We start from the raw sequence: 26232 nt of genomic DNA, 5'->3' as shown, positions 1-26232 counted from the left end.
TGGTGCACTCGACAGGATTCGAACCTGTGACCGCTCGGTTCGTAGCCGAGTACTCTATCCAGCTGAGCTACGAGTGCAATTTGTGTTTTTAGACCAGATCACAACTGGTTGAAGCCAAGTCATTCACATTACTGCAGATGACTCTTAAATGGTGCACTCGACAGGATTCGAACCTGTGACCGCTCGGTTCGTAGCCGAGTACTCTATCCAGCTGAGCTACGAGTGCATTTGTTGCCGCGCATTATAGGCCGTCTAATCTCTATGTCAAACACTTTTTCTAGTAATTTCAACAACTTACCGAAAAAGCCAGATTACAACGTACTAAGCAAATAATGGCGGAGAACGGGGGATTCGAACCCCCGACACCCTTTTGAGGTGTACTCCCTTAGCAGGGGAGCGCCTTCGGCCACTCGGCCAGCTCTCCGCAACACGGGGCGTATATTAACCAGCTTCTTCCCCGTTTGCAAACATAAAAAACGATAAAAATTAATGGCTTGGTTCTTCGTCCTTCTCTTTCTTGATACGCAGGTAAATTTCTTCCCGGTGAACAGCTACCTCTTTAGGGGCATTAACACCGATGCGCACTTGATTTCCTTTAACGCCGAGTACGGTCACAGTGATTTCGCCATCACCGATAATCAGGCTTTCTGCACACCGACGAGTCAGAATCAGCATACCTTTCTCCTCACGCATTTCATTTCAGGGACAACAGTCTGCAAAAAAAAGGCACTCGACCCACAACCGGAGCGGTCGCAGCCCTACATGCCTGAGTATTGACTAGCGCGAGCAAAAGAACAGTCTCGGGGGTCACGCCATTCAAAAAAACAAAAGGCGCGGTCAGACCGCGCCTTCCGGCAAACGCATCACTCGCCCTGGCGGGCCGGTGCGTCCAGTTCGAAAGCCGTGTGCAGAGCGCGCACAGCCAGTTCCAGGTACTTCTCTTCGATCACTACGGAGACCTTGATTTCCGAGGTCGAGATCATCTGGATGTTGATGCTTTCCTTGGCCAGGGATTCGAACATGCGGCTGGCCACGCCTGCGTGAGAGCGCATGCCGACGCCGACGATCGAGACCTTGGCGATCTTGGTATCGCCCACGACTTCACGGGCACCCAGCTCGCCAGCGGTTTTTTCCAGCACGGCTTGCGCCGCCTGGTAGTCGTTACGGTGCACGGTGAAGGTGAAGTCGGTGGTGTTATCGTGCGCGACGTTCTGCACGATCATGTCGACTTCGATGTTCGCGGCACTGATCGGGCCGAGAATCTTGAAGGCAACGCCCGGGATGTCTGGCACGCCACGGATGGTCAGCTTGGCTTCATCGCGGTTGAAAGCGATACCGGAAATGATCGGCTGTTCCATGGTTTCCTCTTCATCAATAGTAATGAGGGTGCCCGGACCCTCCTTGAAGCTGTGCAGTACGCGCAGCGGAACGTTGTACTTGCCGGCGAACTCAACCGCGCGGATCTGCAACACCTTGGAACCGAGGCTGGCCATTTCCAGCATCTCTTCGAAGGTGATCTTGTCCAGGCGCTGGGCCACGGACACCACGCGCGGGTCGGTGGTGTAGACGCCGTCGACGTCGGTGTAGATCTGGCATTCGTCAGCCTTCAGGGCCGCCGCCAGCGCCACGCCGGTGGTGTCGGAACCGCCACGACCGAGGGTGGTGATGTTGCCGTGCTCGTCGACGCCCTGGAAACCGGCGACAACCACCACACGACCTGCCTTCAGGTCACCGCGAATCTTCTGGTCATCAATCTGCAAGATACGCGCTTTATTGTGCGCGCTATCCGTCAGAATCCGCACCTGGTTGCCGGTGTACGACACCGCCGGCACGCCGCGCTTGATCAGCGCCATGGCCAACAGGGCAATCGTTACCTGCTCACCGGTGGAGACGATCACGTCCAGCTCGCGCGGAACCGGTTGGCCGTCGCCACTGATTTGCTTGGCCAGATCGATCAGACGGTTGGTTTCGCCGCTCATTGCAGACAGCACAACCACCAGGTCATCGCCGGCATCGCGGAATTTCTTAACCTTGTCGGCGACCTGCTCGATTCTCTCGACAGTGCCGACCGAGGTGCCTCCAAATTTCTGTACGATCAAAGCCATTTCAAAGCCGCCTCTGCCCATGAAGGGCGCCCAAATAATCACTCAAACAGCGTTGCGGCCCGCCACTAGACTACGAGCCGCAAGCACTGCCTTATAGACCCTGCTCTACAAACGGAACGGTCAGTGCCAGTGCCGCATCCAGTGCGCCAGCGTCGGTACCGCCGCCTTGCGCCATGTCTGGACGACCACCGCCCTTCCCGCCCACTGCCGCAGCGGCTTGCTTCATCAAATCACCGGCTTTGAGTTGGCCAGTCAGGTCTTTGGTTACGCCTGCAACCAGAACGACCTTTTCCTCATGGACACTGCCGAGCAGGATCACTGCGCGGCCGAGTTTGTTTTTCAGTTGATCGACCAGCGCCAGCAGCGCCTTGCCATCCTGACCGTCCAGACGCACGGCCAGCACTTTCACACCCTTGACGTCCTGCGCCTGGGCCGACAGATCGTCGCCCGCGGCACTGGCAGCCTTGGCTTGCAACTGCTCGAGTTGCTTCTCCAGCAGACGGTTGCGCTCCAGCACAGCCGACAGCTTGTCGATCAGGTTGTCGCGGCTGCCCTTGACCAGGCTGGCCGCTTCCTTGAGTTGTTCTTCCGCCGCGTTCAAGTAGGCCAGTGCTGCTGCACCGGTGACGGCTTCAATACGACGCACACCCGATGCCACACCGCCTTCGCTGATGATTTTCAGCAGGCCGATGTCGCCGGTACGGTTGGCGTGGATACCGCCGCACAGCTCGACGGAGAAATCGCCCATGCTCAGTACGCGCACGTTGTCGCCGTACTTCTCGCCGAACAGCGCCATGGCGCCTTTCTGCTTGGCGGTTTCGATATCGGTTTCTTCGGTTTCAACTTCGGAGTTCTTGCGAATCTCGGCGTTGACGATGTCTTCCAGCGCTTTCAGTTGCTCAGGCTTGATCGCTTCGAAGTGGCTGAAGTCAAAGCGCAGGCGCTGACTGTCGACCAACGATCCTTTCTGCTGGACGTGGTCGCCCAGTACCTGGCGCAATGCGGCGTGCAGCAGGTGAGTCGCCGAGTGGTTCAGCGAAGTCGCGTGACGCACTTCGGCGTCGACATGAGCCTCCACCGGAGTACCGACGATCAGACTGCCCGAATCCAGCACGCCGTGATGCAGGAACGCACCACCGGTCTTGGTGGTGTCGCGCACGTCGAAACGCGCGGCACCGGCCTGCAGGAAGCCGCAATCACCAATCTGGCCACCGGATTCCGCATAGAACGGCGTCTGATCGAGGACGATCACGCCCTCTTCGCCTTCGCTCAGTACGTCAACCGATTGCCCGTCTTTATAGAGAGCAACGATTTTGGCGGAGCCGCTGTGAGCGGTGTAACCGGTGAACTCGGTGTCCACATCGACCTTGACCAGGCTGTTGTAGTCCATGCCGAAGGAGCTGGCGGAACGGGCACGGACGCGCTGGGCTTCCATTTCACGCTCGAAACCTGCTTCGTCGATGGTCAGGCTGCGCTCGCGAGCGATGTCGCCGGTCAGGTCCATCGGGAAACCGTAGGTGTCGTAGAGTTTGAACACCACGTCGCCCGGCACCACGTCGCCTTTGAGTTCAGCCAGGTCCTGCTCGAGGATCTTCAGGCCCTGCTCCAGGGTCTTGGCGAATTGCTCTTCTTCGGCCTTCAGCACGCGCTCGATGTGTGCCTGCTGGGATTTCAGCTCAGGGAAGGCCTCGCCCATCTCGGCGACCAGGGCCGCGACGATCTGGTAGAAGAAGCTGCCCTTGGCGCCCAGCTTGTTGCCGTGACGGCAGGCGCGACGGATGATCCGGCGCAGCACGTAGCCGCGGCCTTCGTTGGACGGCAGCACGCCGTCGGCGATCAGGAAACCGCAGGAACGGATGTGGTCGGCCACGACTTTCAGCGAAGCCTGGGCGTCGTTGGTACAGCCGATGGCCTTGGCCGACGCGCTCAGCAGGCTCTGGAACAGGTCGATTTCATAGTTCGAGTGAACGTGCTGCAGCACGGCACTGATCCGCTCCAGGCCCATGCCGGTGTCCACCGACGGCGCTGGCAGCGGGTGCAACACGCCATCGGCGGTGCGGTTGAACTGCATGAACACGTTGTTCCAGATCTCGATGTAACGGTCGCCGTCTTCTTCCGGCGAGCCCGGTGGGCCGCCCCAGATGTCGGCGCCGTGATCGTAGAAAATCTCGGTGCAAGGACCGCACGGGCCGGTATCGCCCATGGTCCAGAAGTTGTCGGAAGCGTATGGCGCGCCCTTGTTGTCGCCGATGCGCACCATGCGCTCGGCCGGAACGCCGATTTCCTTGGTCCAGATGTCGTACGCCTCGTCATCGCTGGCGTAGACGGTGACCCAGAGCTTTTCCTTCGGCAGGTTCAGCCATTTGTCGGACGTCAGGAAGTTCCAGGCGTAGCTGATGGCATCACGCTTGAAATAATCGCCAAAGCTGAAGTTACCCAGCATTTCGAAGAAGGTGTGGTGACGAGCGGTATAACCGACGTTTTCCAGGTCGTTGTGCTTGCCGCCGGCGCGCACGCATTTCTGGCTGCTGACCGCGCGGGTGTACGCGCGCTTTTCCTGGCCCAGGAAGCAGTCCTTGAACTGGTTCATCCCCGCGTTGGTGAACAGCAGGGTTGGGTCGTTGCCCGGAATCAAAGAGCTGGAGGCTACACGGGTGTGGCCTTGCTCTTCGAAGAAGCGAAGGAAGGCTTCACGGATTTCTGCGCTTTTCATTAGGTTCTTCCACGGAGGCTGCGGCCAAAGGCCTGTTCGAAACGTCAACAGACGAAGCGACGGCAAAGGGCCGCATTATATCGGCCCTGCGCGCGGGGTACAGCGTGTTTATACGATAGAAACAGTCAATTGGAGCGCTAACGCTATCACTTGCGCGAAAAGTCGACGAATGTCGCGACGACTTGCTCGATTTGCGCACGACTGACGTCCATGTGCGTGACCATGCGCAGACGCGCGGCCGCACTGAGCTTGATCCCGCGCTCGGCGGCAAAGGCCTTGAGCGCTTCGGCCTGGTCGCCCATTTGCACATATACCATATTGGTCTGCACCGGCTCGACCTCGAAGCCCGCCGCACGCAGGCCTTCGGCCAGCAACTGCGCGTTGGCATGGTCATCGGCCAGGCGCTGAACGTTGTGATCCAGCGCATACAGGCCCGCCGCCGCGAGAATACCGGCCTGACGCATGCCGCCACCGACCATCTTGCGCAGGCGCCGAGCCTTGCCGATCAGCTCGACCGAACCGCACAGCACCGAACCGATCGGTGCGCCCAAGCCTTTGGACAGGCACACCGAGACCGAATCGAAATACCGGGTGATTTCCCGGGCATCCACACCCAGCTTCACCGCAGCGTTGTACAGGCGAGCGCCGTCCAGGTGCAGCTGCAAACCCTGCTCGCGGGTAAAACTGCGCGCCCGGGCCAGGTACTCCAGCGGCAGGACCTTGCCCTGCATGGTGTTTTCCAGCGCCAGCAAGCGGGTGCGGGCGAAGTGGAAGTCGTCCGGTTTGATCGCCGCCGCAACCTGTGCCAAGTCCAGCGAGCCATCGGCCTGCACTTCCAGCGGCTGCGGCTGGATCGAGCCGAGCACCGCTGCGCCGCCACCTTCGTACTTATAGGTGTGGGCCTGCTGGCCGACGATGTACTCGTCACCGCGCTCGCAGTGGGCCATCAGCCCCAGCAGATTGCTCATGGTCCCGGTCGGCACGAACAGCGCCGCGGCAAACCCCAGGCGCTTGGCCAGTTCGGCCTCCAGCTGATTGACCGTCGGATCTTCGCCATACACGTCGTCGCCGGTGGCGGCTTTGGCCATCGCGTCCAGCATGCCGGCGCAGGGTTGGGTGACGGTGTCGCTGCGAAGATCGATAACGCTCATGAATCTGGCCTCGGTAAGCAGGGGAAATCCCTTTCAGGAAAGAATTACTGCGGGCATGGCGACGATTAATCAACCCTTGCGTAGGAAAAGGCCGACTAAAACAACGGAAAAGTCGATGACAATCATCCAAAAGGGGTCATGCGCATATCGGAAATATGTGATAAAAACGCTGCGCCGCCAAACATTCCGGCGGCAAAAAACGTTCTCAGGGCGGGGTGCAACTCCCCACCGGCGGTAATTGCGCGCAATGCGCATAGCCCGCGAGCGCTTGATGGCAGCACGGCTTCGGCGGTGCCTGACAGCAAGGTCAGCAGACCCGGTGTGATCCCGGGGCCGACGGTCATAGTCCGGATGAAGAGAGAACGGGATTGACGCCGCCTAGCTCTATACCAAAGCGCCGTCCGTAGGCATTCGTGCCTGCGTACCCTCAGATCCCCTTCGATTCATAACGCCCTGTTTTTCACACAAACAGGAGTCAGAACATGCAACCCACCGCAATTGACAGCAAAAGCAAACACCATCACGGCGAGCGCGTCGCGTTCATCCAGGCCTGCTGGCACAAGGAAATCGTCGATCAGAGCCGTAAAGGTTTCCTCGCCGAAATGATTGCCCAGGGTTATCAGGAATCCGACATCGACTTCTTCGAAGTCGGCGGCGCCTTTGAAATGCCCCTGCACGCCAAGTTGCTGGCCAAGACCGGTCGTTATGCCGGCATCGTCGCGGCCGCCCTGGTGGTGGACGGCGGGATCTACCGTCACGAGTTCGTCGCCCAGTCAGTGGTCAGCGGCCTGATGCAGGTTCAACTGGAAACCGAAGTGCCGGTGTTCTCGGTGTCCCTGACCCCGCACCACTTCCATGCCGGCGAAGAGCACCAGAAGTTCTTCTTCGAGCATTTCGTGCATAAAGGCCAGGAAGCGGCGAAGACCTGTGCGGATACGCTGATGAAGATCCGTGCGCTGCGCCGCACTGAACCGCGCGCGGTAGCCGTCTAACACCGCAACCCCCTGTAGGAGCGAGCTTGCTCGCGATGGTCGTCAACGATAACGCGGGAAGCCTGGCACCCCGTGGCGTTTTCGGGTTCATCGCGAGCAAGCTCGCTCCTACAGGGATCCAGGTCGGGTCAGGCGAGGTTTTCGTCGGTGGTCGGCACAACCAGGATGCCGGCACGCAAACCGTTCTTCACCTTGGGGTTCGGGAAGATGATCCGGGCGCCCTCTTCCTCGATGATCCAGCGGGTGTTGGCAATGTCTTCCGCCAGCAGGTAACCCACTTCCAGCTCCGAGAAGTTCTCGACGTCCGCCGGCAGGTTCAGGCGAAAGCTATCGCTGTGCTTGATGATTTCCCGTGCCACGCTGTACAGCTGCAAACCGTCCAGTGCCGCTTCAGTCAGTTCCGGCTCGGTGCCTTCGATGATCTGCTTGAGGCGCGCCTCCAGCAGCGAGACGTTGACCCCGGCGTTCTGCCCGAACGGCCGCGCCTTGCCCAATTCCAGGGTGAAGGCCTCGGCACCGAGCTTGTCGTAGGTGTAGGCGCTGAACACGATGGACGGCTTGTTCTGCAGCAACACCGCTTCCATGCCGGCGGCACGCAGGCGCGCCAGTTCCTGGCGGGAATGCTGGCGGTCTTCTTTCCACGGGTACAAGGCGAACTGCTCGATTTTCGAGCCACGAATCGCCGTGTGCAGGTCGTAGTGCAACCGCTGACGGTCCGGCAGGCTGAAGAAGCTGGCTGCCAAACGCTCCAGCTCACAGGCGCGCAAGGCTTCGGAGCCGCTGCTTTGTTCGTGACGGCCGTTGAACAGCCGATTGACGTCCTGCTCGACGAAGCGCTCGCCTTTGCGAATCGCTTCGGGGTTGCCGAACAGGAACAGAATGCGGGCGCGCGGCTTCAGGTCGCCGCGGGCAATGTCGTGCAACAGGCGATCGAGCAACTCGATCGGCGCTGTTTCGTTGCCGTGGATCCCCGCCGACAGCAGCAGGTCCAGGCCATTGTCACGCGCTTCAGGTGGCCGGACTTCCAGCGCACCTTCGCTCAACCAGCGCATGCGCACGCCTTCGACAGTCAGTTGAGTCTTCTCCGCCGGTTCGCGGCCGGCGAGGGTCAGTTCAAGCAGTTTGCCGAGGGCGAGCATAGAGCGGTTTCCTTAGTGATCGTGGTTGCAATCCGGGCCGTGAACGTGGTCCTCGTCGGTGAGGTCGGCAGGTTCCATCTCCAGTTGCAGACTTACCAGATTAGTCGCCAATGGGCGCAGCAGCAGGTTGGCGTATTCGGCATCGCCTTCTTCGACGTCCACGCCGATCAGCAACTGGCCACGGCCGTCCTGCTGGATCCACAGCTCTTTGCCTTGCCACAGGACCGCGACGCGGGTGCAGGACGTCTCCAGTTGCGTGCCGTCGGTGTCTTCAAGGATCAGCTGCAGGGTATCGCTCATGTGTTTACGCTCTCGTTTGAGATGAAGCGGCGCGCTGCCATCGGGGGCAGCGCGTCGTCGATCAATTGATCTGGAATGGATAAACCGCGCCCAGTTTAAGGATTTGCGTCAGTTCATCCAGTGCCGTCCGGCACTCAAGCAGCAATTGCGGGTCCGCCAGATCGTTTTCGGTCATGCGGTCGCGGTAGTGCTTTTCGACCCATTCGGTCAGTGTGCCGTACAACGGTGCCGTCATGATAACCCCTGGGTTGACGGCCGCCAGTTCGGTTTCGTTGAGTGCGACGCGCAACCGCAGGCAAGCCGGGCCACCGCCGTTCTGCATGCTCTGCTTGAGATCGAAGACTTTCACCTCGCGGATCAGCCCGCCGGAGCTGGTCAAACCCTGCAGGTATTGCCAGACGCGCTCGTTGCCACGGCATTCTTCCGGCACGATCAACAGCATGGAGCCGTCAGGACGCGACAGCAGCTGGCTATTGAACAGGTAGGAACGAACCGCGTCTTCCACACTTACTGCAGAACGCGGTACGCAGACTGACTGAAATTTCCCACCGACTTTGGCGAGTTTGCTCTGCAGCTCGGCCAGCATCTTCTCGGTCTCGAGGAACGCGTCCTCGTGATAGAACAGCACTTCGCCATTACCCACGGCGATCACGTCGTTGTGGAACACGCCCTGATCGATCACCGATGGGTTCTGCTGGGCGTAGACCACGCCGTCATCGCTCAGGCCGTGCAGACGGGCAACCGCCTGGGACGCTTCGAGGGTCTGGCGCGCCGGGTACTTCTGCGGAGCCGGGTAGCGGGTGTCGAACGCGCTGCGGCCGAACACGAAGAACTCGACACCGGCTTCGCCATATTCACGGCAGAAACGCGTGTGGTTGGCCGCCCCTTCGTCACCGAACTGCGCCACGGCCGGCAAGGCGGCATGGTGGGCGAAGTGTTTCTGGTCAGCGAACATCGCACCCAGCACGCGGCTGGTGGTCGGGTGTTCGATGCTGCGGTGATATTTGCAGTTGAGGTTGGCAGCGGTGAAATGCACGCGGCCGTCAGCGGTGTCAGCGCTCGGGCTGACGGTGGCGGCGTTGGCCACCCACATGCTCGAGGCCGAGCAACTGGCCACCAGCAGCGGCATCGCGTCCTTGGCAGCACGCTCGATCACTTGAGCGTCGGTGCCGCCAAAGCCCAGGCGACGCAGTGCGGCCACATCCGGGCGCTCCTGCGGTGCCAGCACGCCTTGCTGGAAACCCATTTCCATCAGCGCTTTCATCTTCGCCAGGCCCTGCAGCGCCGCTTCCTTGGGGTTGGAAGACTGCTGGCTGTTGCTCTGGGACGCGACGTTGCCGTAGGACAGGCCGCCGTAGTTATGGGTCGGCCCCACTAGACCGTCAAAATTGACTTCATAGGATTTCATCAGCGAGGCTCCACGAGAATCTGTTGTTATAGGCTTCAGTAACTAGATTGAGACCGGGGCGCGGCCTTCGCGAGCAGGCTCGCTCCCACAGGGAAATGCATTCCAATGTGGGAGCGAGCCTGCTCGCGAATGGGCGTTACGCCATTTTCACGCCAGGCGTGAGAGCGGCAGGCAACACCAGGCTCGGCGTTTCCAGCGAGGCCACCGGGTACGCGCAGTAATCCGCCGCGTAGTAGGCGCTGGCGCGGTGGTTGCCCGAGGCGCCGACGCCGCCGAATGGCGCGCTGCTCGCGGCACCGGTCAGTTGCTTGTTCCAGTTGACGATACCGGCACGACTTTCCAGCCAGAACTGCTGGTAACGCGCTTCGGAGTCCGACAGCAGACCGGCGGCCAAGCCGTACGCGGTGTCGTTGGCTTCAGCGATCGCCGCTTCAAAATCAGCGTAGCGGATCACTTGCAGCAACGGGCCGAACAGCTCTTCGTCAGGACGATCGGCGACGGCGGTCACGTCCAGAATGCCAGGGGTCAGCAAGGCCGACTGAGCCTGAGGCTGGGTCATTTCCAGCAATGCCACGGCGCCATTGGCCAACAGGTGTTGCTGGGCATCCATCAGCGCTTTTGCCGCACCGAGGGAAACCACCGAGCCCATGAACGGCGCCGGCTGTTGATCGAAGGCACCGACTTCAATAGTCGCGCTGACGGCCACAAGGCGCGCCAGCAGCGAGTCGCCCCAGGCGCCCTGCGGCACCAGCAAGCGGCGGGCACAGGTGCAACGCTGGCCGGCGGAGATGAAGGCCGACTGAATGATGGTGTACACCGCGGCATCGAGGTCGGCGACCTGATCGACCACCAGCGGGTTGTTACCGCCCATTTCCAGCGCGAGGATCTTGTCCGGACGACCGGCGAATTGCTGGTGCAGGTGGTTGCCGGTACGGCTGGAACCGGTGAAGAACAGCCCGTCGATGCCCGGGTTCGCCGCCAGGGCGATACCGGTTTCGCGAGCGCCTTGCAGCAGGTTCAACACGCCCGCCGGCAGACCGGCCTCGATCCAGCACTTGACCGTCAGCTCGGCAACTTTCGGTGTCAGCTCGCTGGGCTTGAACAGCACGCTGTTACCCGCCAGCAGTGCCGGCACGATGTGGCCGTTCGGCAAATGGCCCGGGAAGTTGTAAGGACCAAACACCGCGACTACACCGTGAGGCTTGTGGCGCAGCACAGCAGTGGCGTCGCCCAGCGGGCCGCTCTTCTCGCCGGTACGCTCGCGGTAGCTCTGCACCGAGATGGCGATCTTGTTGACCATGCTGGTGACTTCGGTCGCCGCTTCCCACAGGGGTTTGCCGGTTTCTTCGCCGATGGTGCGGGCCAGTTCGTCCGCATGATTCTTCAGCGCGGCAGCAAAGGCTTCCAGCACCGAGATACGCTCTTCCAGGGTACGCCGCGCCCAGCCCGGGAACGCCTGACGCGCCGCCTGCACAGCCGACTCGACCTGAGCGGCGGTGGCACCGACGCCGGACCACAGCACCTGCTGGGTCACCGGGTTCAGCGACTCAAAGGCTTCACCCTGACCGGTCAGCCATTCACCTGCAATGTAAAGCGACTTCATTATTTCGACTCCCGAGCTGCGGACAACGCCACGGCGCGCACTTGATCGCCAGCGTTGAGTTGAAGACGTTTGGCGGTCTGCGGATCGACCACCAGGGTGCCGGCGGCCAGACGTGCCGGCGCAGCAGTGATGCGGCAGTCTTCGCGCTTGCGGTTGTGAATGATGAATGGCGTGGCGTCGTCACCCGGCGTGCCGACGGCCAGCACCAGCGCCTGGCTGTCGCGTACCGCACGGATCTTGCCGGTCTCGCATTCGATGGCCGGGCCTGCGTCGAAAATGTCGACGTAGCCCTGGTAGCTGAAACCTTCGCTCTTGAGCATGGCCAGCGCCGGCTCGGTGTCCGGGTGAACCTGACCGATCACGTTGCGCGCATCCGGCGACAGGAAGCAGGTGTACAGCGGGAATTTCGGCATCAGTTCGGCGATGAACGCCTTGTTGCCCACGCCGGTCAGGTAATCGGCCTGGCTGAATTCCATCTTGAAGAAGTGACGCCCCAGGCTTTCCCAGAACGGCGAACGCCCGGCTTCGTCGGAAACACCGCGCATTTCGGCGATGATCTTGTTGCCGAACAGTTGCGGGAATTCGGCGATGAAGAGCATCCGCGCCTTGGACAACATGCGACCGTTGAGACCGCTGCGGTAATCGGCGTGCAGGAACAGCGAGCACAGCTCGGAGTTGCCGGTCAGGTCGTTGGCCAGGAACAGCGTCGGGATTTCGCGATAGATGTTCAGCTCTTGGGAAGCGCTGACCGTCAGACCGACCCGGAAGTTGTACCAGGGCTCACGCAGGCCGACGGCGCCGGCAATGGCGGAAATGCCCACCACGCGACCGTCGTCGTCTTCGAGCACGAACAGGTAGTCCGCGTCGCCCCGCCCGGCTTCGCCGCGAAAGGTCTTCTCGGCCCAGCCGACCCGATGGGCCAGACGTTCTTCGTTGGCCGGCAAGGTGGTCAGGCCGGTGCCGGTGCTGCGGGCCAGGTCGATCAGAGCGGGTAAATCGCTGCTGCGTACGGGACGAACGATCATGCTATCTCCTCAAACGGGCCGCTTGCGCCACCCGTGAAACTCGCTGCTTTACTAAGCATTCACTCTTTATAGGCATAGCAGCAGGCGTTAAACCGCCACCAGGCGCACGCTGGCACCTTCACCGACGCCCAGGGCTTCGGCCGCTTCCAGGTCCAGGGTCACCGGCTTACCCGGCGCGTAGTCAAGCTCGAGCATGACTGCGCGGTAATCCTGCAACTGGGCGTTGGCCACCAGGTACTGGCGACCGACACCTTTGACCGGCTCGCCGATCTTCACCGGCACTACGCGGCTCTGGGCGATCGAACGGATCCCCGAGACGCGGGCATGCAGGGTCGGGCCGCCGTCGAAAATGTCGATGTAGTGATCGGTCTCGAAGCCTTCGCGCATCAGGATGTCGAAGGTGATCTGCGCCCGCGGGTGCACCTGGCCCATCGCCTCTTGCGCGGAGTCCGGCAACAGGGGCACGTAGATCGGGTAATGCGGCATCAGTTCGGCGAGGAACGTACGGCTCTTCAGGCCGCACAGACGCTCGGCTTCAGCGTAGTTGAGGTCGAAAAAGTTGCGCCCGATGGCATCCCAGAATGGCGAGTCGCCGTTTTCATCGCTGTAACCGACGATCTCGGTCACCACGGAATCGGCAAAACGCTCCGGATGGCTGGCCACGAACAGCAAGCGGCCACGGGAGTTGAGTTCCGACCACGGCGAACCCACCAGATCGCGCTGCACGTAGAAACTGGTCAGCAAGCTGTTGCCGGTCAGGTCGTGGCACTGGGAGAGCACGTGGATCTTGTTGTGAATCTTCAGCTCGCGCGAAGCGTGCACGAAGGTTTCGTTGCGAAAGCTGTAGAACGGCTCGGAGTAACCGGCCGACGCCACGATGGCCGAGCAACCGACCAGCTTGCCGGTGGCGGAGTCTTCGAGGACGAAGAAATAACTTTCCTCACCGTTGAAGCTCACTTCGGCGGCGAACGAGGCTTCGCTTGCCGCGATCTTGTCGCTCAGGCGTTCAACGTCATCCGGCAAGGAAGTGACACCAATCGGACTGTCCGCAGCCAGACGCTGTACCTCGCCCAGATCAGCCATTTGCGCGGGGCGCATCACCAGCATGGTGTCACTCCTTTCTCTTATAAATTAACAGAAAAAACGCCGGACACTGTGGGAGCGAGCCTGCTCGCGAAAGCGGTGTATCAGTCAGCAGAGATGTTGACTGACACGCCCTCTTCGCGAGCAGGCTCGCTCCCACAATGGAACAAGCCCGGCATCAAAATTGGGTTCGACGCCTGAACGGTCAGGCGTCGAAGGGTCTATCAGGCTTGCGTCAGTTTTGCCGCGGCACGTTCGAAGCGGTCCAGGCCGGCATCGATATCGGCGTCTTCCACCACCAGGCTTGGCGCGAAACGCACCACGTCCGGGCCGGCTTGCAGGACCATCAGGCCTTCTTTTTCAGCGGCGTTGAAGATGTCCTTGGCCTTGCCTTTCCACGCTTCGCTCAACACGCAGCCGATCAACAGGCCCATGCCACGCACCTTGGTGAACAGGCCGTATTTTTCGCCGATCTGCTCAAGACGCGCCTTGAACTTGTCGTGCTTGGCGTTGACGCCGGCCAGCACTTCAGGGGTGTTGATCACGTCGATCACAGCTTCCGCGACCGCACACGCCAGCGGGTTGCCGCCGTAGGTGGTGCCGTGGGTGCCGACGACCAGGTGCTTGGCCAGGTCTTCAGTGGTCAACATGGCGGCGATCGGGAAACCACCGCCCAGGCTCTTGGCGCTGGTCAGGATGTCCGGGATCACGCCGTAATGCTGGTAGGCGAACAGGTGGCCGGTGCGGCCCATGCCGGTTTGCACTTCGTCGAAGATCAGCAATGCGTTGTGCGCGGTGCACAGTTCGCGAGCACCTTGCAGGTATTCGAGTTCAGCCGGGATGACACCGCTTTCGCCCTGGATCGGCTCCAGCACCACAGCGCATGTCTTGTCGGAAATGGCGGCTTTCAGCGCGGCCAGATCGTTGTACGGCACGTGGGTGATGCCGGTGATCTTCGGACCGAAACCATCGGAGTACTTCGACTGGCCACCGACGTTCACGGTGAACAGGGTACGGCCGTGGAAGCTGTTGAGCGCGGCGATGATCTCGTATTTCTCGCTGCCGAAACGGTCGAAACCGACACGACGGGCCAGCTTGAAAGCGGCCTCGTTGGCTTCGGCGCCGGAGTTGCAGAAGAAGGCGCGGTCGGCAAAGGTGGCGTCGACCAGCTTGTGCGCCAGGCGCAGGGCCGGCTCATTGGTGAACACGTTGGACACGTGCCACAGCTTGTTCGCCTGCTCGGTCAAGGCACCGACCAGCGCCGGATGCGCGTGGCCCAATACGTTAACGGCAATCCCGCCGGCGAAGTCGATCAGCTCGCGACCGGACTGGTCCCAGACGCGGGAACCGGCGCCACGCACAGGAATGAATGCGGCAGGCGCATAGTTGGGAACCATTACCTGATCGAAATCGGCGCGTTGTACCGCAGCGTGCTCAACGGACATCGGAGTCTCCTGAAGAGAAAACACTCGCCTGAAACTGGCGAGCGATGGGGGGATTGTAAGGACAGTTTTCAGCCCGGCCTTGCCGCCAAGCGACAACTTCTTATAGCGCAAACCCCGGATTTTCCCGGGTTTACGGCAATGCGACATATAGGGTCGCAAAGGCGCAGTTTAACTGGCGGCGGGCGTTTGCGGCAGCTCGCTGTGTCGTAACCCATGGCGATTCAATGAAGGCGGTAGATATGTACCGCGCGTCGTCTTCGATTACGGGTTTTCCTGACGGTCTATCAACAGCAATGGTGGACCTATCCCCATGAACACCGAAAACCCCGACATCCCTGAGACTTTCAGGCCCGACGCGCATTACCAGCATCTGATGAACGTCATTCCGCCCTGGCTTCGCCAAACCACGCCACGAAGGCGTGAAGCGCTGCGCAACATCAAGCCAGCGTTGCCCAACCCCATCAGGGATGCATCTGCAGCTCAGCACGCCGAACTCGACCGACTCATTACCCTGCAGACGGTGAGCCAGAACCGGGTCGATCAGGCCCTGGCGAATCTGCTGGACCCCGCAGCCTTCGCCGAACCCATGCTCAAGGGCGCACTCAAGACACGATTCGGCCTGGAAGCGGATGTCAGCAAAATCTTTCTGCGCCTTTACATTCCCGCACACATACCCTGGTTGCGCCTGAAGTCCGGAGCCGCCCGCACCTGGACCGTGTCGTTGCTGGACGCCGCGTTGCACAACTTCGAAAGCGCCGAAACCGAAGCCGACGCCTTTGAGCCCGCCTCGACCTACATCACTGCGCCCTCTTCCACCGGGCACTTCAGCACCCTGCCACAGATTCTGGCGAAGATGCCCATCACCGCGTTCACCCAGCTGTGCCGCGAGCTCGACATTGGCGAGCGCTATAAAAGGTACCTGTACGACAACCTTGGCATCAGCAACCCGGTGGCCAGGGCGATCCTGCAAGCGAAAATTCGCGAAAGCCAAAAAACTGCACTGACCGCTGCCCTGCAGATGGCGCAGATGCAAAACCTGCTGGCCAGCGACGTCCATCAGCCGCTTCTTCGCCTGCTCTCCGATGCACACGGTCAATCCTGGCGATGCCATGAACTGACGATCATGAATGCCCGCCTGACCGGCATCGTGCTGTTCGCCCCGGAACTGGAACGCGCCCGCGAAGCGGTCCGGGTAGTGGTCTACATTCCTGACGACCCCGAACACCCCATCAAGCAATACCCCTCATCGGCGGCATTCGCCAAGGAATTGAGCCAGCGCCTGCGGGCACCCGACTATCAACAGTTTTTCAGTCGTTTCATCAATCATGAAGACCGCGGTTACTTCTTCGCCGAGCTGAACAATCGTCTCGACCCCATCACCTGGCAACCGGTCCCACCCGGCGATCCACGGCCGACCTGGAGACAAACCCCTAACCAGCGTCCCGACCTGCAAATGGCAGCAACGCCGATCAGAAGTGACCTGTGGGTCCATCTCTATCAACGCAAACTCGACAAGATCCTCAATGACGCGCGCGTGATCGCAGTGTCGACGGCCACGGTCGACCGCAAGGCCCGATGGGCGTTATGGGACTCCTTCACGGAAATCGCCTCGGCGCTGCTGAACATCGCAGCCTTCATCGCGTTGCCGTTCGTCCCGTTCCTTGGCGAACTGATGCTGGCTTACACGGCCTATCAACTGCTGGATGAAACCTTCGAAGGTGTTGTCGACTGGGCAGAAGGCCTGACGAACGAAGCGTTCGAGCATTTCATGGGGATGGTTGAATCGGCAGTGCAACTGGGCACTTTCGCGGCAGGCGGCATGATCGCCGTCAGCGAATTTCGCGCGGTCCTGCCCCGGGAAGCCGTGCAATTCATCGACCGCTTCAACGCCGTGAAACGCCCCAATGGCGAAACCCGCTATTGGCAGCCCGACCTGACGCCTTACGAACAAACCGTCGCGATCCCCAACGACGCGAAACCCGACTCGATGGGACTGCACACCCATCAAGGCAAAACCCTGCTGACACTGGACAACAGCCGTTACTCCGTGACCGAAGATCCGTTGACCGGGCGCCACCGCATCCAGCACCCCACGCGTCCCGAAGCTTATCAACCCACCCTGAGGCACAACGGAAAAGGCGCCTGGCACACCGAACTCGAGCAGCCACTGACCTGGGACCGGGACACCCTGCTGCGACGTATCGGCCCGGACATGCTGCGTTTTTCCGCGAGCGAACGCGAGCGCATCCTAAGCATCAGTGGCTGTCACGAAAACGCCTTGCGCAAGATGCATGTCGACGCCGAACAACTGCCGCCGCTGCTGGCCGACACCCTCAAACGCTTCACGATCGATCAGGACCTGCAGATCTTCATTGATCAAATCGGCAGCAATCGTGCGGACGATTACCGGAAGGCTGATCCGCTGATGCAACTGGAACTGCTCTGCGACTACGGTAGCTGGCCAGCGGACAAGGGGCTGCGACTGATCGACGCAACAGGAGAAACCCTCTGGGAGCGCGGCACGGGCAACCAGGTCGTGGTGCAGATCAACCTAGCGCAACTGGACGATGGCGACCTGATCAACACCCTGTTGCAACACCTCGACAGCACCGACGCAAGCTCAGTGCGCCGCTACCTGACAACGCTTGCCGCCGACAAACGGGAAATCCTCTTCAGCCAGCGCTACCGCAAAATCGAACAAGGTGCGCGCCCCTTGGTCCAGCGCATTATCGACAGCGAACCCGGTTTGCCAACCAGCCTTGCCGAAGCACTGCTCGACAGCGCCAGTGCCGCGGAACGCGAGCAACTGGAACGTGGAACATTGTCCAAACGCCTCACGGAACTGGCACAGGAGGCCGGCCTGCAAGTGCGCGTCACTCGTGCCTATGAAGGGCTCGACCTGTACTCGACGCGCAACCATCTCGACACCGATCGCCTGGCGTTGCACACCCTGGAACGCTTGCCTGGCTGGTCGGGACAACTGCGCCTGGAAATCCGCCAATACACCCACACCGGGCCGCTGATCGACAGTATTGGCGAACTGGATGCGCCCGGGCGCAAGGTGCTGGTATTGACCAATGAAGGGGCTTATCAGGCCTACGATGCCGCCGGTGAACAGCTCAGTGACACCGACTCCCTCTATTCCAGCCTGTTACAGGCACTGCCCGACAGCGAGCGAATCGCCCTCAACCTCAACATAGGTGAGGGCGAAAGGCTCAAGCAGCTGATTCGCACCCACGCCGTCACTCGCGAAACATTGCGTGCGCTGCTGGCGCAACGGCCGAACCTCAAGCCTGCCTACGATCCGGCGGTCATGCGTTTGCTGGGCGGGGGCGACGGTTATCTCCGGATGCCGGTCAATACCCCTTCATTACAAAGCCATATCTATCGGCTGTTTCCCCATCTGAGCGCAGAGGAACTGGAAGCCTTTGCCGCACGACTGCAAGGCCATCCCGGCGGACCGCGCGCAGAACTCCAGCGCCTGTTTAATCAACACGCGCAATTGTTTGAGCAATTGAGCGCCTGGCACGACGAGATCCCGCTGTATGTTCCGGGTACGCAAACCCGCTTGAGCATCGAGCAGCTCGCCAGTCAACGGCATGCACGTCGGCAATTGATAGCCAGTTTGCTCGACTGCTGGCGGCGTCAGGCCACCTACGACAGCGCCCAGGGCGAACCGGTCTCCTTTGTATTTTCCCAGCCGGTTTTTGGCGAGTTGCCAAAGCTGAGCGTCGATTTCCCTCAGGTGCGCAGCGTGGCGCTTGAAGGTCACCGTGCCACCCGTGGCGTGAATGATTTTTTGAAGGGGTTTTCCGGGCTCAACCGTCTGGCGCTACGCAACTTCGAACTGAGGCAGTTGCCGGACGCCATTGCCAAATGGCCCCAACTCGACACACTCATCCTCAGCGACTGCGCCGTAACCCTCACAGAACAGAGTCTCGCCACCCTTTCTGCCCTGAACCAATTGAACGCGCTCGACCTGTACAAAAACCCGCTCGGTGTGTGCCCTTCCCTCGCAAACATGCCGAAGCTGAACTACGTCGATCTTTCCAGTACCGGAATTACGCGCATTCCCGACGGTCTGGTGAATCACCCGAGCATTCGAACCGCCATTTTCAACGACAACCAGATCACCGAATTGCCCACAGCCCTCTTCGACCTGCCCGACGAAATCACCGAGCGTTTTGATTTTGGCAACAACCCCCTGTCCTCGACCACCCGGGAACACATCAAGCTTCACTACCAGCGAACCGAAAAGAACGTTGGAGTCTATGCCGAACAGGTCGATATCGATCGCGCCAAAGCCCTCTACCCAAATCTGGACAACGAAGAAGCCAGCGACTTTATCTATCGCTTACCCGGCACACTCGCAGAGGGTCGAGCCGAGTTGACCCGTCGCGAGCTCGAACTCACCCGACTCGGTACCGAACTGAGCCGGTGGACGGCCGATGTGCCCGAGACCCATTCCGTTACTGGCGCCCCGCTGACGGCCGAGGAGATGTTTGCCGAGCACGTCAAAAGAGACGAGTTCAAGCAAAACCTGGAACGCTGCTGGCGCCAGATCCCCATTGAAAGCATGACCGTGAGTGAGTACGGATTCGTCTCACACCTGGCCATCATGGGTGACCTGCCGACGCTGTCAGCCGACTTCAGTCATGTGCCCGAAATGTACCTGACGACCGCCCATGGCATTGCACCTGGACTTGGCCGGTTCCTGGACAGTTTTGCCAACCTGGAATCCCTGACCGTACGGGGATACCAACTGGGCAACCTTCCCGAAGCCATCTTCAGAATGGGCAGGTTGTCGGTGCTGAGCTTGTCGGAGTGCGGCATTACGCTGACTCCGGAAACCGTAGAGGCCCTGGCAGGGATGGAGCACCTTGACTACTTGAGCCTGCGGGACAATCCACTCGGCCCAAGCCCTGACCTTAGCCATATGACAGAAATATCCTCACTGGACTTGAGCCACACGGGCATCACTGAAATCCCCAAGGGAGTGCTGAGCATCACGACCTGGACCGACGTCGACCTGAGCTTCAACGCCATTACCGAGATGCCGCCCGAAATCATGGAGGTGGACTCGGGTGTCGGAGAAAGCTTTGAATTCAGCGGCAACCCGTTCAATGCGCAAAGCTTGCAACGCATCGCTGCATACTTTCGCGCAACCGAGAATGATCTGGGTATCGACGACATAGCCGACATACAGGTGGATGGGGCGCCCGACTCCGACATCGAAGACTGAGTACTGGCTAACCGCGTTCCGGCGGCACCGACGACAACTCGAACGGGCTGCTGCTGCGCCGCTGGTTGCGATCTTCCCGCGGCGTGGCACCGAAGAAGTTGCGATAGGCGCTGGAGAAATGCGGCCCCGAGGAGAAGCCACAGGACAGGCCGATCTGGATGATCGACTTGCTGGTTTGCATCAACATCTGCCGGGCCTTGTTCAGGCGCAGTTCCAGGTAGTACTGGCTCGGCACACGGTTGAGGTATTGCTTGAAGATCCGCTCCAGCTGCCGACGGGACACGCACACGTGCTGGGCGATTTCGTCGGTGGTCAGCGGCTCTTCGATGTTGGCTTCCATCAGCAACACGGCTTGCGTGAGCTTCGGATGGCTGGAGCCGAGACGATTCTGCAACGGGATACGCTGGCGCTCGCCGCCCTCGCGGATGCGCTCGACCACCAGCTCTTCGGAGACCGCACCCGCCAGCTCCGCACCATGGTCGCGGGCCAACACGGCCAGCAACAGGTCGAGCACCGACATGCCGCCGCACGCGGTCAGGCGATCGCGATCCCAGTCGAACAGGTGGCTGGTGGCGATGACCTTGGGGAATCGCTCGGCGAAATCATCCTGCCAGCGCCAATGCACGGCCGCGCGATAACCGTCGAGCAAACCGAGTTGCGCCAACGGGTACACACCGGCCGACAGACCGCCGATCACGCAACCGGAGCGCACCAGCTGTTTGAGCGCACTGCTGAGCGCCGGCGCCAGTGCGGTCGGTGGCTCGTCAGCGAGCAGGAACAGTTTCTGGAAGTTTTCCAGCTTGCCGGTCCATGCCTCACCCGGCAATTGCCAGGCGCTGTCGGCCGCGGCTTCTGTAATGGCTTCAGCCTGCAGGAACGACAGCTCGTAAACCACGTCCGGATGCACACGCTGGGCAACACGCAAGGCCTCCTCAGCCAGCGCAAGCGTCAGTGCTTTAGTGCTGGGCCAAATCAGGAAACCAATTCGATGGGCAGTCATGGTGGGCAATCCGAAGCGAAGAACAGAGATGAAGGCATGGGCCAATGCTAGCCCGTAAATGAACGCAAATCTCGAAACCAACAGAGATCAAACACAGGAGCCGCCTGCCACCCCACCTTGTAGGAGCTGCCGAAGGCTGCGATCTTTTGATCTTGGTTTTTCAGATCAAAAGATCGCAGCCTCGTTTCACTCGACAGCTCCTACACACGGGATCGGGGCCAGCCTCTAAACGGCGAAGCATGCACTATTCAGGTGCACAACGGGAGTTCGATTTACTTCAGGCTGCCCGAGAGGAACTGCTGCAGACGCTCCGATTGCGGATTGACCAGCACTTCGCGCGGGTTGCCGCTTTCTTCGACCACACCTTTGTGCAGGAACACCAGCTGGTTCGACACTTCACGGGCGAAGCCCATTTCGTGGGTCACCACCACCATGGTCCGGCCTTCCTGGGCCAGGGCCTGCATGACTTTCAACACGTCGCCCACCAGCTCCGGGTCGAGGGCCGAGGTCGGTTCGTCGAACAGCATCACCTCAGGTTCCATCGCCAGTGCACGGGCAATCGCCACGCGCTGCTGCTCGCCGCCGGACATGTGGCCCGGGTAAGCGTCTTTGCGATGGGCCACGCCGACCTTGTTCAGGTAGTGCTCGGCTTTTTCCCGGGCTTCGGCCTTGGACACGCCGAGCACGTGCACCGGCGCTTCCATGATGTTTTCCAGCGCGGTCATGTGCGACCACAGGTTGAAATGCTGGAACACCATCGACAGGCGCGAACGCATGCGTTGCAGCTGTTTCGGGTCGGCGGCCTTCAACGCGCCGTCCTTGTTCGCCACCAACTTCAACTCTTCGTTGTTGAGCAGGATCTTGCCCGCGTGCGGCTGCTCCAGCAGGTTGATGCAGCGCAGGAAGGTACTTTTGCCGGAGCCACTGGAGCCGATGATGCTGATCACATCGCCGGCTGCCGCTTTCAGGGACACGCCCTTGAGCACTTCGTGACTGCCATAGCGTTTATGCAGGTCTTGGACTTCAAGTTTGTACATGCGGTCGGTTCTCACAAAAACAGTCAGTCAGTCGTTGAGCAAGCGCCCGTGACGCAGCGCTTCGCGCCCCGCCACCTTGGCCAGCCAGAAACCGGGTTGGGCATAACGCAGCCGTTCAATGGCAAACAGCACCCCGGACGTACCAGCACACACCGTGCTGACCCGATCCGCCAACGGATCGATCACTTCAAAAATCTCGTCACCCGCTTCAACCCACTCACCGGGCTTACGCAGGAACGTCACCACACCGGGGTGCGGCGCGAACAACAATTCAGTGCCTTCGAATGGCATGCCTTCGCAAGGGTCTTGCGCAGGCTTCGGCCATTCACCACCGATCAGGCCTTGCTCGGCGAGGAACGCCAGAATGCCTTCGGCACAAGCCTCTGCTTCGGCGCGACCGGTGTCGGCCTGACCACCCAATTCAATGGTAGTCGCCAGGCAGGCCAGCGGAATTTGCGCCTCCGGGAACAGACGCGACAGGCGCAACCACGGCAACGAACAGGCTTCGTCGAACGAGCTGCCGCCGGAATCTTCCGCCAGCAAACCGACCCGCACGTTCAGGTGCGCAGCCAGCGAACGCCACTGCGGCCAGTGCTGCGGCAAGGCGTACATGTGCAGCGCCGCTTCGGCATCGCAATGCAGATCCAGCACCACATCGGCGGTGCAGGCGTGGCTGAGCAGAACGCGCTGCATGCCTTGCAACTGGCTGCTCGCCTCTGGCAAAGCGGCCAGATGATCGACCATCGCCTGACGGATCAGGCGAATGTTGGCGTGCGGATCGTCACCCAGGCTTTCAGCCAAGGCAGCCGCAACAGGTGCGCTCAACTCGACGAAATCGCGGTTGAAGTTCTTGCCGCTGCCCGCCTCGAAACGCCCTTGATGATTGCCCTGAAGCAGTTGACCCAGGCCCAGTGGATTAGCCACCGGCACCAGTTCGACCACACCGTTGAGCAAGCCCTGGGCCTCGAGTTCGGCCAGACGTTTTTTCAGCTCGAACGCAGTGCGCATGCCCGGCAGCTCATCGGCATGCAGGCTGGCCTGGATATAGGCCTTGCGCTCGCCACTACCGAAGCGGAACACCGAAATCCGGCGTTCGCTGCCCAGGTGGCTCCACGGCAAAGCATGATCGATGCGTTCCATATCAGTGCTTCCGCGGGGCCAGGTAGCCCAGCCAGCGGCGCTCGGCCATCTTGAACAGCTTCACCAGGATGAAGGTCAGGCACAGATAGAACACGCCGGCGGTGATGTAGGCCTCGAACGGCAGGTAGAACTGGGCGTTGACCGTGCGCGCGGCACCGGTGATGTCGATCAGGGTCACGATGGACGCCAGACTGGTGGTCTGCAGCATCATGATCACTTCGTTGCTGTACTGCGGCAGCGCCCGGCGCAGGGCCGACGGCAGCAGGATGCGTTTGTACATCTTGAAGCGCGACATGCCCATGGCCTTGGCCGCTTCGATCTCGCCGTTTGGCGTGGCGCGCAGGCTGCCGGCGATGATCTCGGCGGTGTAGGCGCTGGTGTTGATCGCGAACGCCAGGCACGCACAGAACGTTGCGCTGGACAGCCACGGCCAGAGGAAGCTTTCACGCACCGCTTCGAACTGCGCCAGACCGTAGTAGATCAAAAACAGCTGCACCAGCATCGGTGTGCCGCGGATCACGTAGGTATAGAGCCAGGCGGACATGTTGACCACCGAGTTCTTCGAGACGCGCATCAGGCCCAGCGGCAATGCGCACAGCAAGCCGAAGAACAGCGACAGCGCGAGCAGTTTGAGGGTGGTCACCAGGCCGCCGAAATACAGCGGCAAGGCCTCCCAAATGACGTTGTAGTCGAAGATCATAGATCAGCCGCCCTTACGCCTACCGAGTAGCGCTTCTCAAGGTGACGCAATGCCAGCAACGACACACTGGTGATCACCAGGTACATCGCCGCCACTGCGAGGAAGAAGGTGAAAGGCTCGCGGGTGGCATCGGCCGCCTGCTTGGCCTTGAACATCATGTCCTGCAGACCCACCACCGAAATCAGCGCGGTGGCCTTGGTCAATACCAGCCAGTTGTTGGTGAAGCCCGGAATCGCCAGGCGAATCATCTGTGGCACCAACACCCGGAAGAACACCTGGAAACTGCTCATGCCGTAGGCCATGCCGGCTTCGGCCTGACCCTTGGGGATCGCCATGAACGCGCCACGGAAGGTTTCCGACAGGTACGCACCGAAGATGAAACCCAGGGTGCCGATACCGGCGGCCAACGGATTCAAGTCGATGTACTCGTCAAAACCGAGCAGCGGTGCGACGCGGTTGAGCAAGTCCTGGCCGCCGTAGAAAATCAGCAGGATCAGCACCAGGTCGGGAATACCGCGGATCACCGTGGAATACAGGTCGCCCAGCCAGGCCAGCCAGCGCACCGGCGACAGACGCAGTGCCACGCCGATCAGGCCCAGAACGATGGCCAGGGCCATGGACGACAAGGCGAGCTGAAGCGTCAGCCAAGCGCCATCGAGGATGACAGCCCCGTAGCCTTTCAACATGATTCAGGTCCTCGAAAGTTGGGATGAAAAAATGGCGCAAACCTCAGAGATCCTGCTGCTTGCGCCATTTCGGACTTGTCGCCGGGGCGTGTTACTTGCCGTAGATATCGAAGGCGAAGTATTTGTCCTGGATTTGCTTGTACTTGCCGTTCTCGCGAATGGCGGCGATGGCGGCGTTGAGCTTGTCCAGCTCGGCCTTGTCGCCCTTGCGCACCGCGATGCCTACGCCGTCGCCGAAGTATTTGACGTCGGTGAACGCAGGGCCGACGAAGGCGAAACCATTACCGGCGTCGGTTTTCAGGAAGCCGTCATCCAGAAGCGTAGCGTCTGCCACGGTGCCGTCGAGGCGGCCGGCGGCCACGTCGAGGTAAATTTCGTTCTGCGAACCGTAAGGCTTGATCTCGGCACCCAGCGGGGCCAGGACTTCGCGGGCGAAACGCTCGTGGATCGAACCACGCTGCACGCCGATGTTCTTGCCCTTGAGCTCGGTCAGGCCGTCGCTGACCTGGGTGCCGGCCTTCATGACCAGGCGAGCCGGGGTGTTGTAGTACTTGTTGGTGAAGTCCACGGACTTCTTGCGATCTTCAGTGATCGACATGGACGACAGGATCGCGTCGATCTTGCGCACTTTCAGTGCCGGGATCAGGCCGTCGAACTCTTGCTCGACCCACACGCACTTGACCTTCATCTCTTCGCACAAGGCGTTGCCGATGTCGTAGTCGAAACCAACGATGCTGCCGTCCGGTGCTTTGGAAGCGAACGGAGGGTAAGCCGCTTCGATACCAATTTTCAGAGGCTTTTCATCGGCGAAGGATGGCAGCGACAGCACGGACAGTGCCAGGGCGCCAAGCAGCACGAGTTTCTTCATCTTGGGACTCCATCGGTAAAGGGCAAAAACGGCAGAGTGAGCAACAGCCCAATATGCGAATGAGTGGAACCAGAAAGCAGTGCTGCGTCCTGGGAAGCCGGTGTTTAAATTCAACACGGGCAACGACGAGCGAGTGATCGGCATTCTAACGACAGGCCCGAGGCCGATATTTCTTCAATGCGACAACTAATTACAGAAGCACCGAGAAAGTCGTTTTAGCACGTTGACAGCCCTGCAAAATCATGCAAGAGCAAAAGACATTGAACCGATCTATATTGCAAATTGCGGGCCTATTATTGGCAAACCCTTCTAATCCGGCAAGCGCAGCGTGATGTCTTATTTCTGAAGGGTGGTTAACAGGCGCTGATACGGCACTTGGCGTTTCCCATCGCCCCGTATCGGAGCGAGCGGTTACACATTCAGTAACCGGAAGGGTCGCAGGTAACAGTAGGATGGTGCCTACATGAAGCCGATAATTATTGGTTGAAAATCAACATCAAAAGATCGCAGCCTTCGGCAGCTCCTACAGGGGATACGGTTCCGCCCGCCACCGTGTGTGACTGGACACAATCCCTGCAGGAGCTGCCGAAGGCTG

General features: G+C 60.4%; 19 protein-coding genes, 3 tRNA genes and 1 riboswitch. Of the genes, 2 read left to right on the top strand and 20 right to left on the bottom strand.

Translation table 11 applies throughout. From position 1 onward, the window contains the following. The 7 genes from AC3WJW_RS19660 to ltaE form a co-directional block, all read right to left on the bottom strand. Nucleotides 1–77 (bottom strand) — tRNA-Arg (locus AC3WJW_RS19660). A 72-nt stretch (nucleotides 78–149) separates the two neighbouring features. Next, nucleotides 150–226 (bottom strand) — tRNA-Arg (locus tag AC3WJW_RS19655). Nucleotides 227–333: 107 nt separating this feature from the next. Next, nucleotides 334–424, bottom strand: a tRNA-Ser gene (locus AC3WJW_RS19650). Nucleotides 425–486: 62 nt separating this feature from the next. Then, nucleotides 487–675 (bottom strand): carbon storage regulator CsrA, encoded by a 189-nt coding sequence (gene csrA, locus AC3WJW_RS19645; protein WP_002554426.1) that lies wholly within the window; start codon nucleotides 673–675, stop codon nucleotides 487–489. 188 nt (nucleotides 676–863) lie between these two features. After that, on the bottom strand, nucleotides 864–2105 hold the full coding sequence (locus tag AC3WJW_RS19640) for an aspartate kinase (RefSeq protein ID WP_007971040.1): 1242 nt from the start codon (nucleotides 2103–2105) through the stop codon (nucleotides 864–866). A 91-nt stretch (nucleotides 2106–2196) separates the two neighbouring features. Continuing rightward, nucleotides 2197–4818, bottom strand: a complete 2622-nt coding sequence (gene alaS / locus AC3WJW_RS19635; protein WP_493727051.1) for an alanine--tRNA ligase — start codon at nucleotides 4816–4818, stop codon at nucleotides 2197–2199. A 146-nt stretch (nucleotides 4819–4964) separates the two neighbouring features. After that, nucleotides 4965–5969 carry a low-specificity L-threonine aldolase gene (ltaE, locus tag AC3WJW_RS19630; protein ID WP_493727050.1) on the bottom strand — a complete coding sequence of 335 codons (1005 nt, stop codon included), beginning with the start codon at nucleotides 5967–5969 and terminating at the stop codon, nucleotides 4965–4967. A gap of 197 nt (nucleotides 5970–6166) precedes the next feature. Further along, nucleotides 6167–6337: riboswitch (FMN riboswitch) on the top strand. Between the two features lie 114 nt (nucleotides 6338–6451). Between ltaE and AC3WJW_RS19625 the strand changes: the two genes are divergently transcribed. After that, nucleotides 6452–6961: a 6,7-dimethyl-8-ribityllumazine synthase gene (locus tag AC3WJW_RS19625; protein ID WP_102699825.1), complete on the top strand. Its 510-nt coding sequence runs from the start codon at nucleotides 6452–6454 to the stop codon at nucleotides 6959–6961. 128 nt (nucleotides 6962–7089) lie between these two features. On the opposite strand, the gene astE is transcribed toward AC3WJW_RS19625, so the two are convergent. From astE to AC3WJW_RS19590, 7 genes are all read right to left on the bottom strand, one after another. Then, nucleotides 7090–8100 (bottom strand): succinylglutamate desuccinylase, encoded by a 1011-nt coding sequence (gene astE / locus AC3WJW_RS19620; RefSeq protein WP_008049561.1) that lies wholly within the window; start codon nucleotides 8098–8100, stop codon nucleotides 7090–7092. A 12-nt stretch (nucleotides 8101–8112) separates the two neighbouring features. Beyond that, complete coding sequence (locus AC3WJW_RS19615) at nucleotides 8113–8400, bottom strand: topoisomerase II (RefSeq protein ID WP_103397753.1); 288 nt, start codon at nucleotides 8398–8400, stop codon at nucleotides 8113–8115. Between the two features lie 61 nt (nucleotides 8401–8461). Then, nucleotides 8462–9808, bottom strand: a complete 1347-nt coding sequence (astB, locus tag AC3WJW_RS19610) for an N-succinylarginine dihydrolase (RefSeq protein WP_007971027.1) — start codon at nucleotides 9806–9808, stop codon at nucleotides 8462–8464. A 136-nt stretch (nucleotides 9809–9944) separates the two neighbouring features. Then, on the bottom strand, nucleotides 9945–11414 hold the full coding sequence (astD, locus tag AC3WJW_RS19605) for a succinylglutamate-semialdehyde dehydrogenase (RefSeq protein ID WP_493727098.1): 1470 nt from the start codon (nucleotides 11412–11414) through the stop codon (nucleotides 9945–9947). Beyond that, nucleotides 11411–12436 (bottom strand): arginine N-succinyltransferase, encoded by a 1026-nt coding sequence (astA, locus tag AC3WJW_RS19600; RefSeq protein ID WP_008049558.1) that lies wholly within the window; start codon nucleotides 12434–12436, stop codon nucleotides 11411–11413. The genes astD and astA overlap by 4 nt, the downstream gene beginning before the upstream one ends. Before the next feature lie 87 nt (nucleotides 12437–12523). Next, on the bottom strand, nucleotides 12524–13543 hold the full coding sequence (aruF, locus tag AC3WJW_RS19595) for an arginine/ornithine succinyltransferase subunit alpha (protein ID WP_007971023.1): 1020 nt from the start codon (nucleotides 13541–13543) through the stop codon (nucleotides 12524–12526). A gap of 200 nt (nucleotides 13544–13743) precedes the next feature. Further along, the gene (locus AC3WJW_RS19590; RefSeq protein ID WP_493727049.1) at nucleotides 13744–14964 is read right to left on the bottom strand and encodes an aspartate aminotransferase family protein; all 1221 of its coding nucleotides are present in this window, start codon (nucleotides 14962–14964) and stop codon (nucleotides 13744–13746) included. Between the two features lie 310 nt (nucleotides 14965–15274). Here AC3WJW_RS19590 and AC3WJW_RS19585 point away from each other — a divergent pair, with 310 nt between their 5' ends. Continuing rightward, on the top strand, nucleotides 15275–20206 hold the full coding sequence (locus tag AC3WJW_RS19585; RefSeq protein ID WP_493727048.1) for a dermonecrotic toxin domain-containing protein: 4932 nt from the start codon (nucleotides 15275–15277) through the stop codon (nucleotides 20204–20206). Between the two features lie 7 nt (nucleotides 20207–20213). Here the strand turns inward: AC3WJW_RS19585 and argR are convergent, their stop codons facing one another. The 6 genes from argR to AC3WJW_RS19555 all read right to left on the bottom strand — a co-directional run bounded on the left by argR (nucleotide 20214) and on the right by AC3WJW_RS19555 (nucleotide 25637). Further along, nucleotides 20214–21206: a transcriptional regulator ArgR gene (gene argR / locus AC3WJW_RS19580; RefSeq protein WP_015096503.1), complete on the bottom strand. Its 993-nt coding sequence runs from the start codon at nucleotides 21204–21206 to the stop codon at nucleotides 20214–20216. 272 nt (nucleotides 21207–21478) lie between these two features. Further along, nucleotides 21479–22243 (bottom strand): ABC transporter ATP-binding protein, encoded by a 765-nt coding sequence (locus AC3WJW_RS19575; protein ID WP_007971015.1) that lies wholly within the window; start codon nucleotides 22241–22243, stop codon nucleotides 21479–21481. Between the two features lie 27 nt (nucleotides 22244–22270). Then, the gene (locus AC3WJW_RS19570) at nucleotides 22271–23383 is read right to left on the bottom strand and encodes a M14 family metallopeptidase (RefSeq protein ID WP_493727047.1); all 1113 of its coding nucleotides are present in this window, start codon (nucleotides 23381–23383) and stop codon (nucleotides 22271–22273) included. A gap of 1 nt (nucleotide 23384) precedes the next feature. Further along, nucleotides 23385–24083, bottom strand: coding sequence for an ABC transporter permease (locus AC3WJW_RS19565; RefSeq protein WP_007971009.1), 699 nt, complete (start codon nucleotides 24081–24083; stop codon nucleotides 23385–23387). Then, the gene (locus tag AC3WJW_RS19560; RefSeq protein WP_047532379.1) at nucleotides 24080–24769 is read right to left on the bottom strand and encodes an ABC transporter permease; all 690 of its coding nucleotides are present in this window, start codon (nucleotides 24767–24769) and stop codon (nucleotides 24080–24082) included. The genes AC3WJW_RS19565 and AC3WJW_RS19560 overlap by 4 nt, the downstream gene beginning before the upstream one ends. A 91-nt stretch (nucleotides 24770–24860) precedes the next feature. Continuing rightward, nucleotides 24861–25637 carry an ABC transporter substrate-binding protein gene (locus AC3WJW_RS19555; protein ID WP_493727046.1) on the bottom strand — a complete coding sequence of 259 codons (777 nt, stop codon included), beginning with the start codon at nucleotides 25635–25637 and terminating at the stop codon, nucleotides 24861–24863. Nucleotides 25638–26232 lie beyond the last annotated feature (595 nt).

Source organism: Pseudomonas sp. GW821-FHT07G06 (assembly GCF_058986625.1).
The sequence above is the reverse complement of the archived record's forward strand: the minus strand, read 5'-3'. Positions and strand labels throughout refer to the sequence as shown.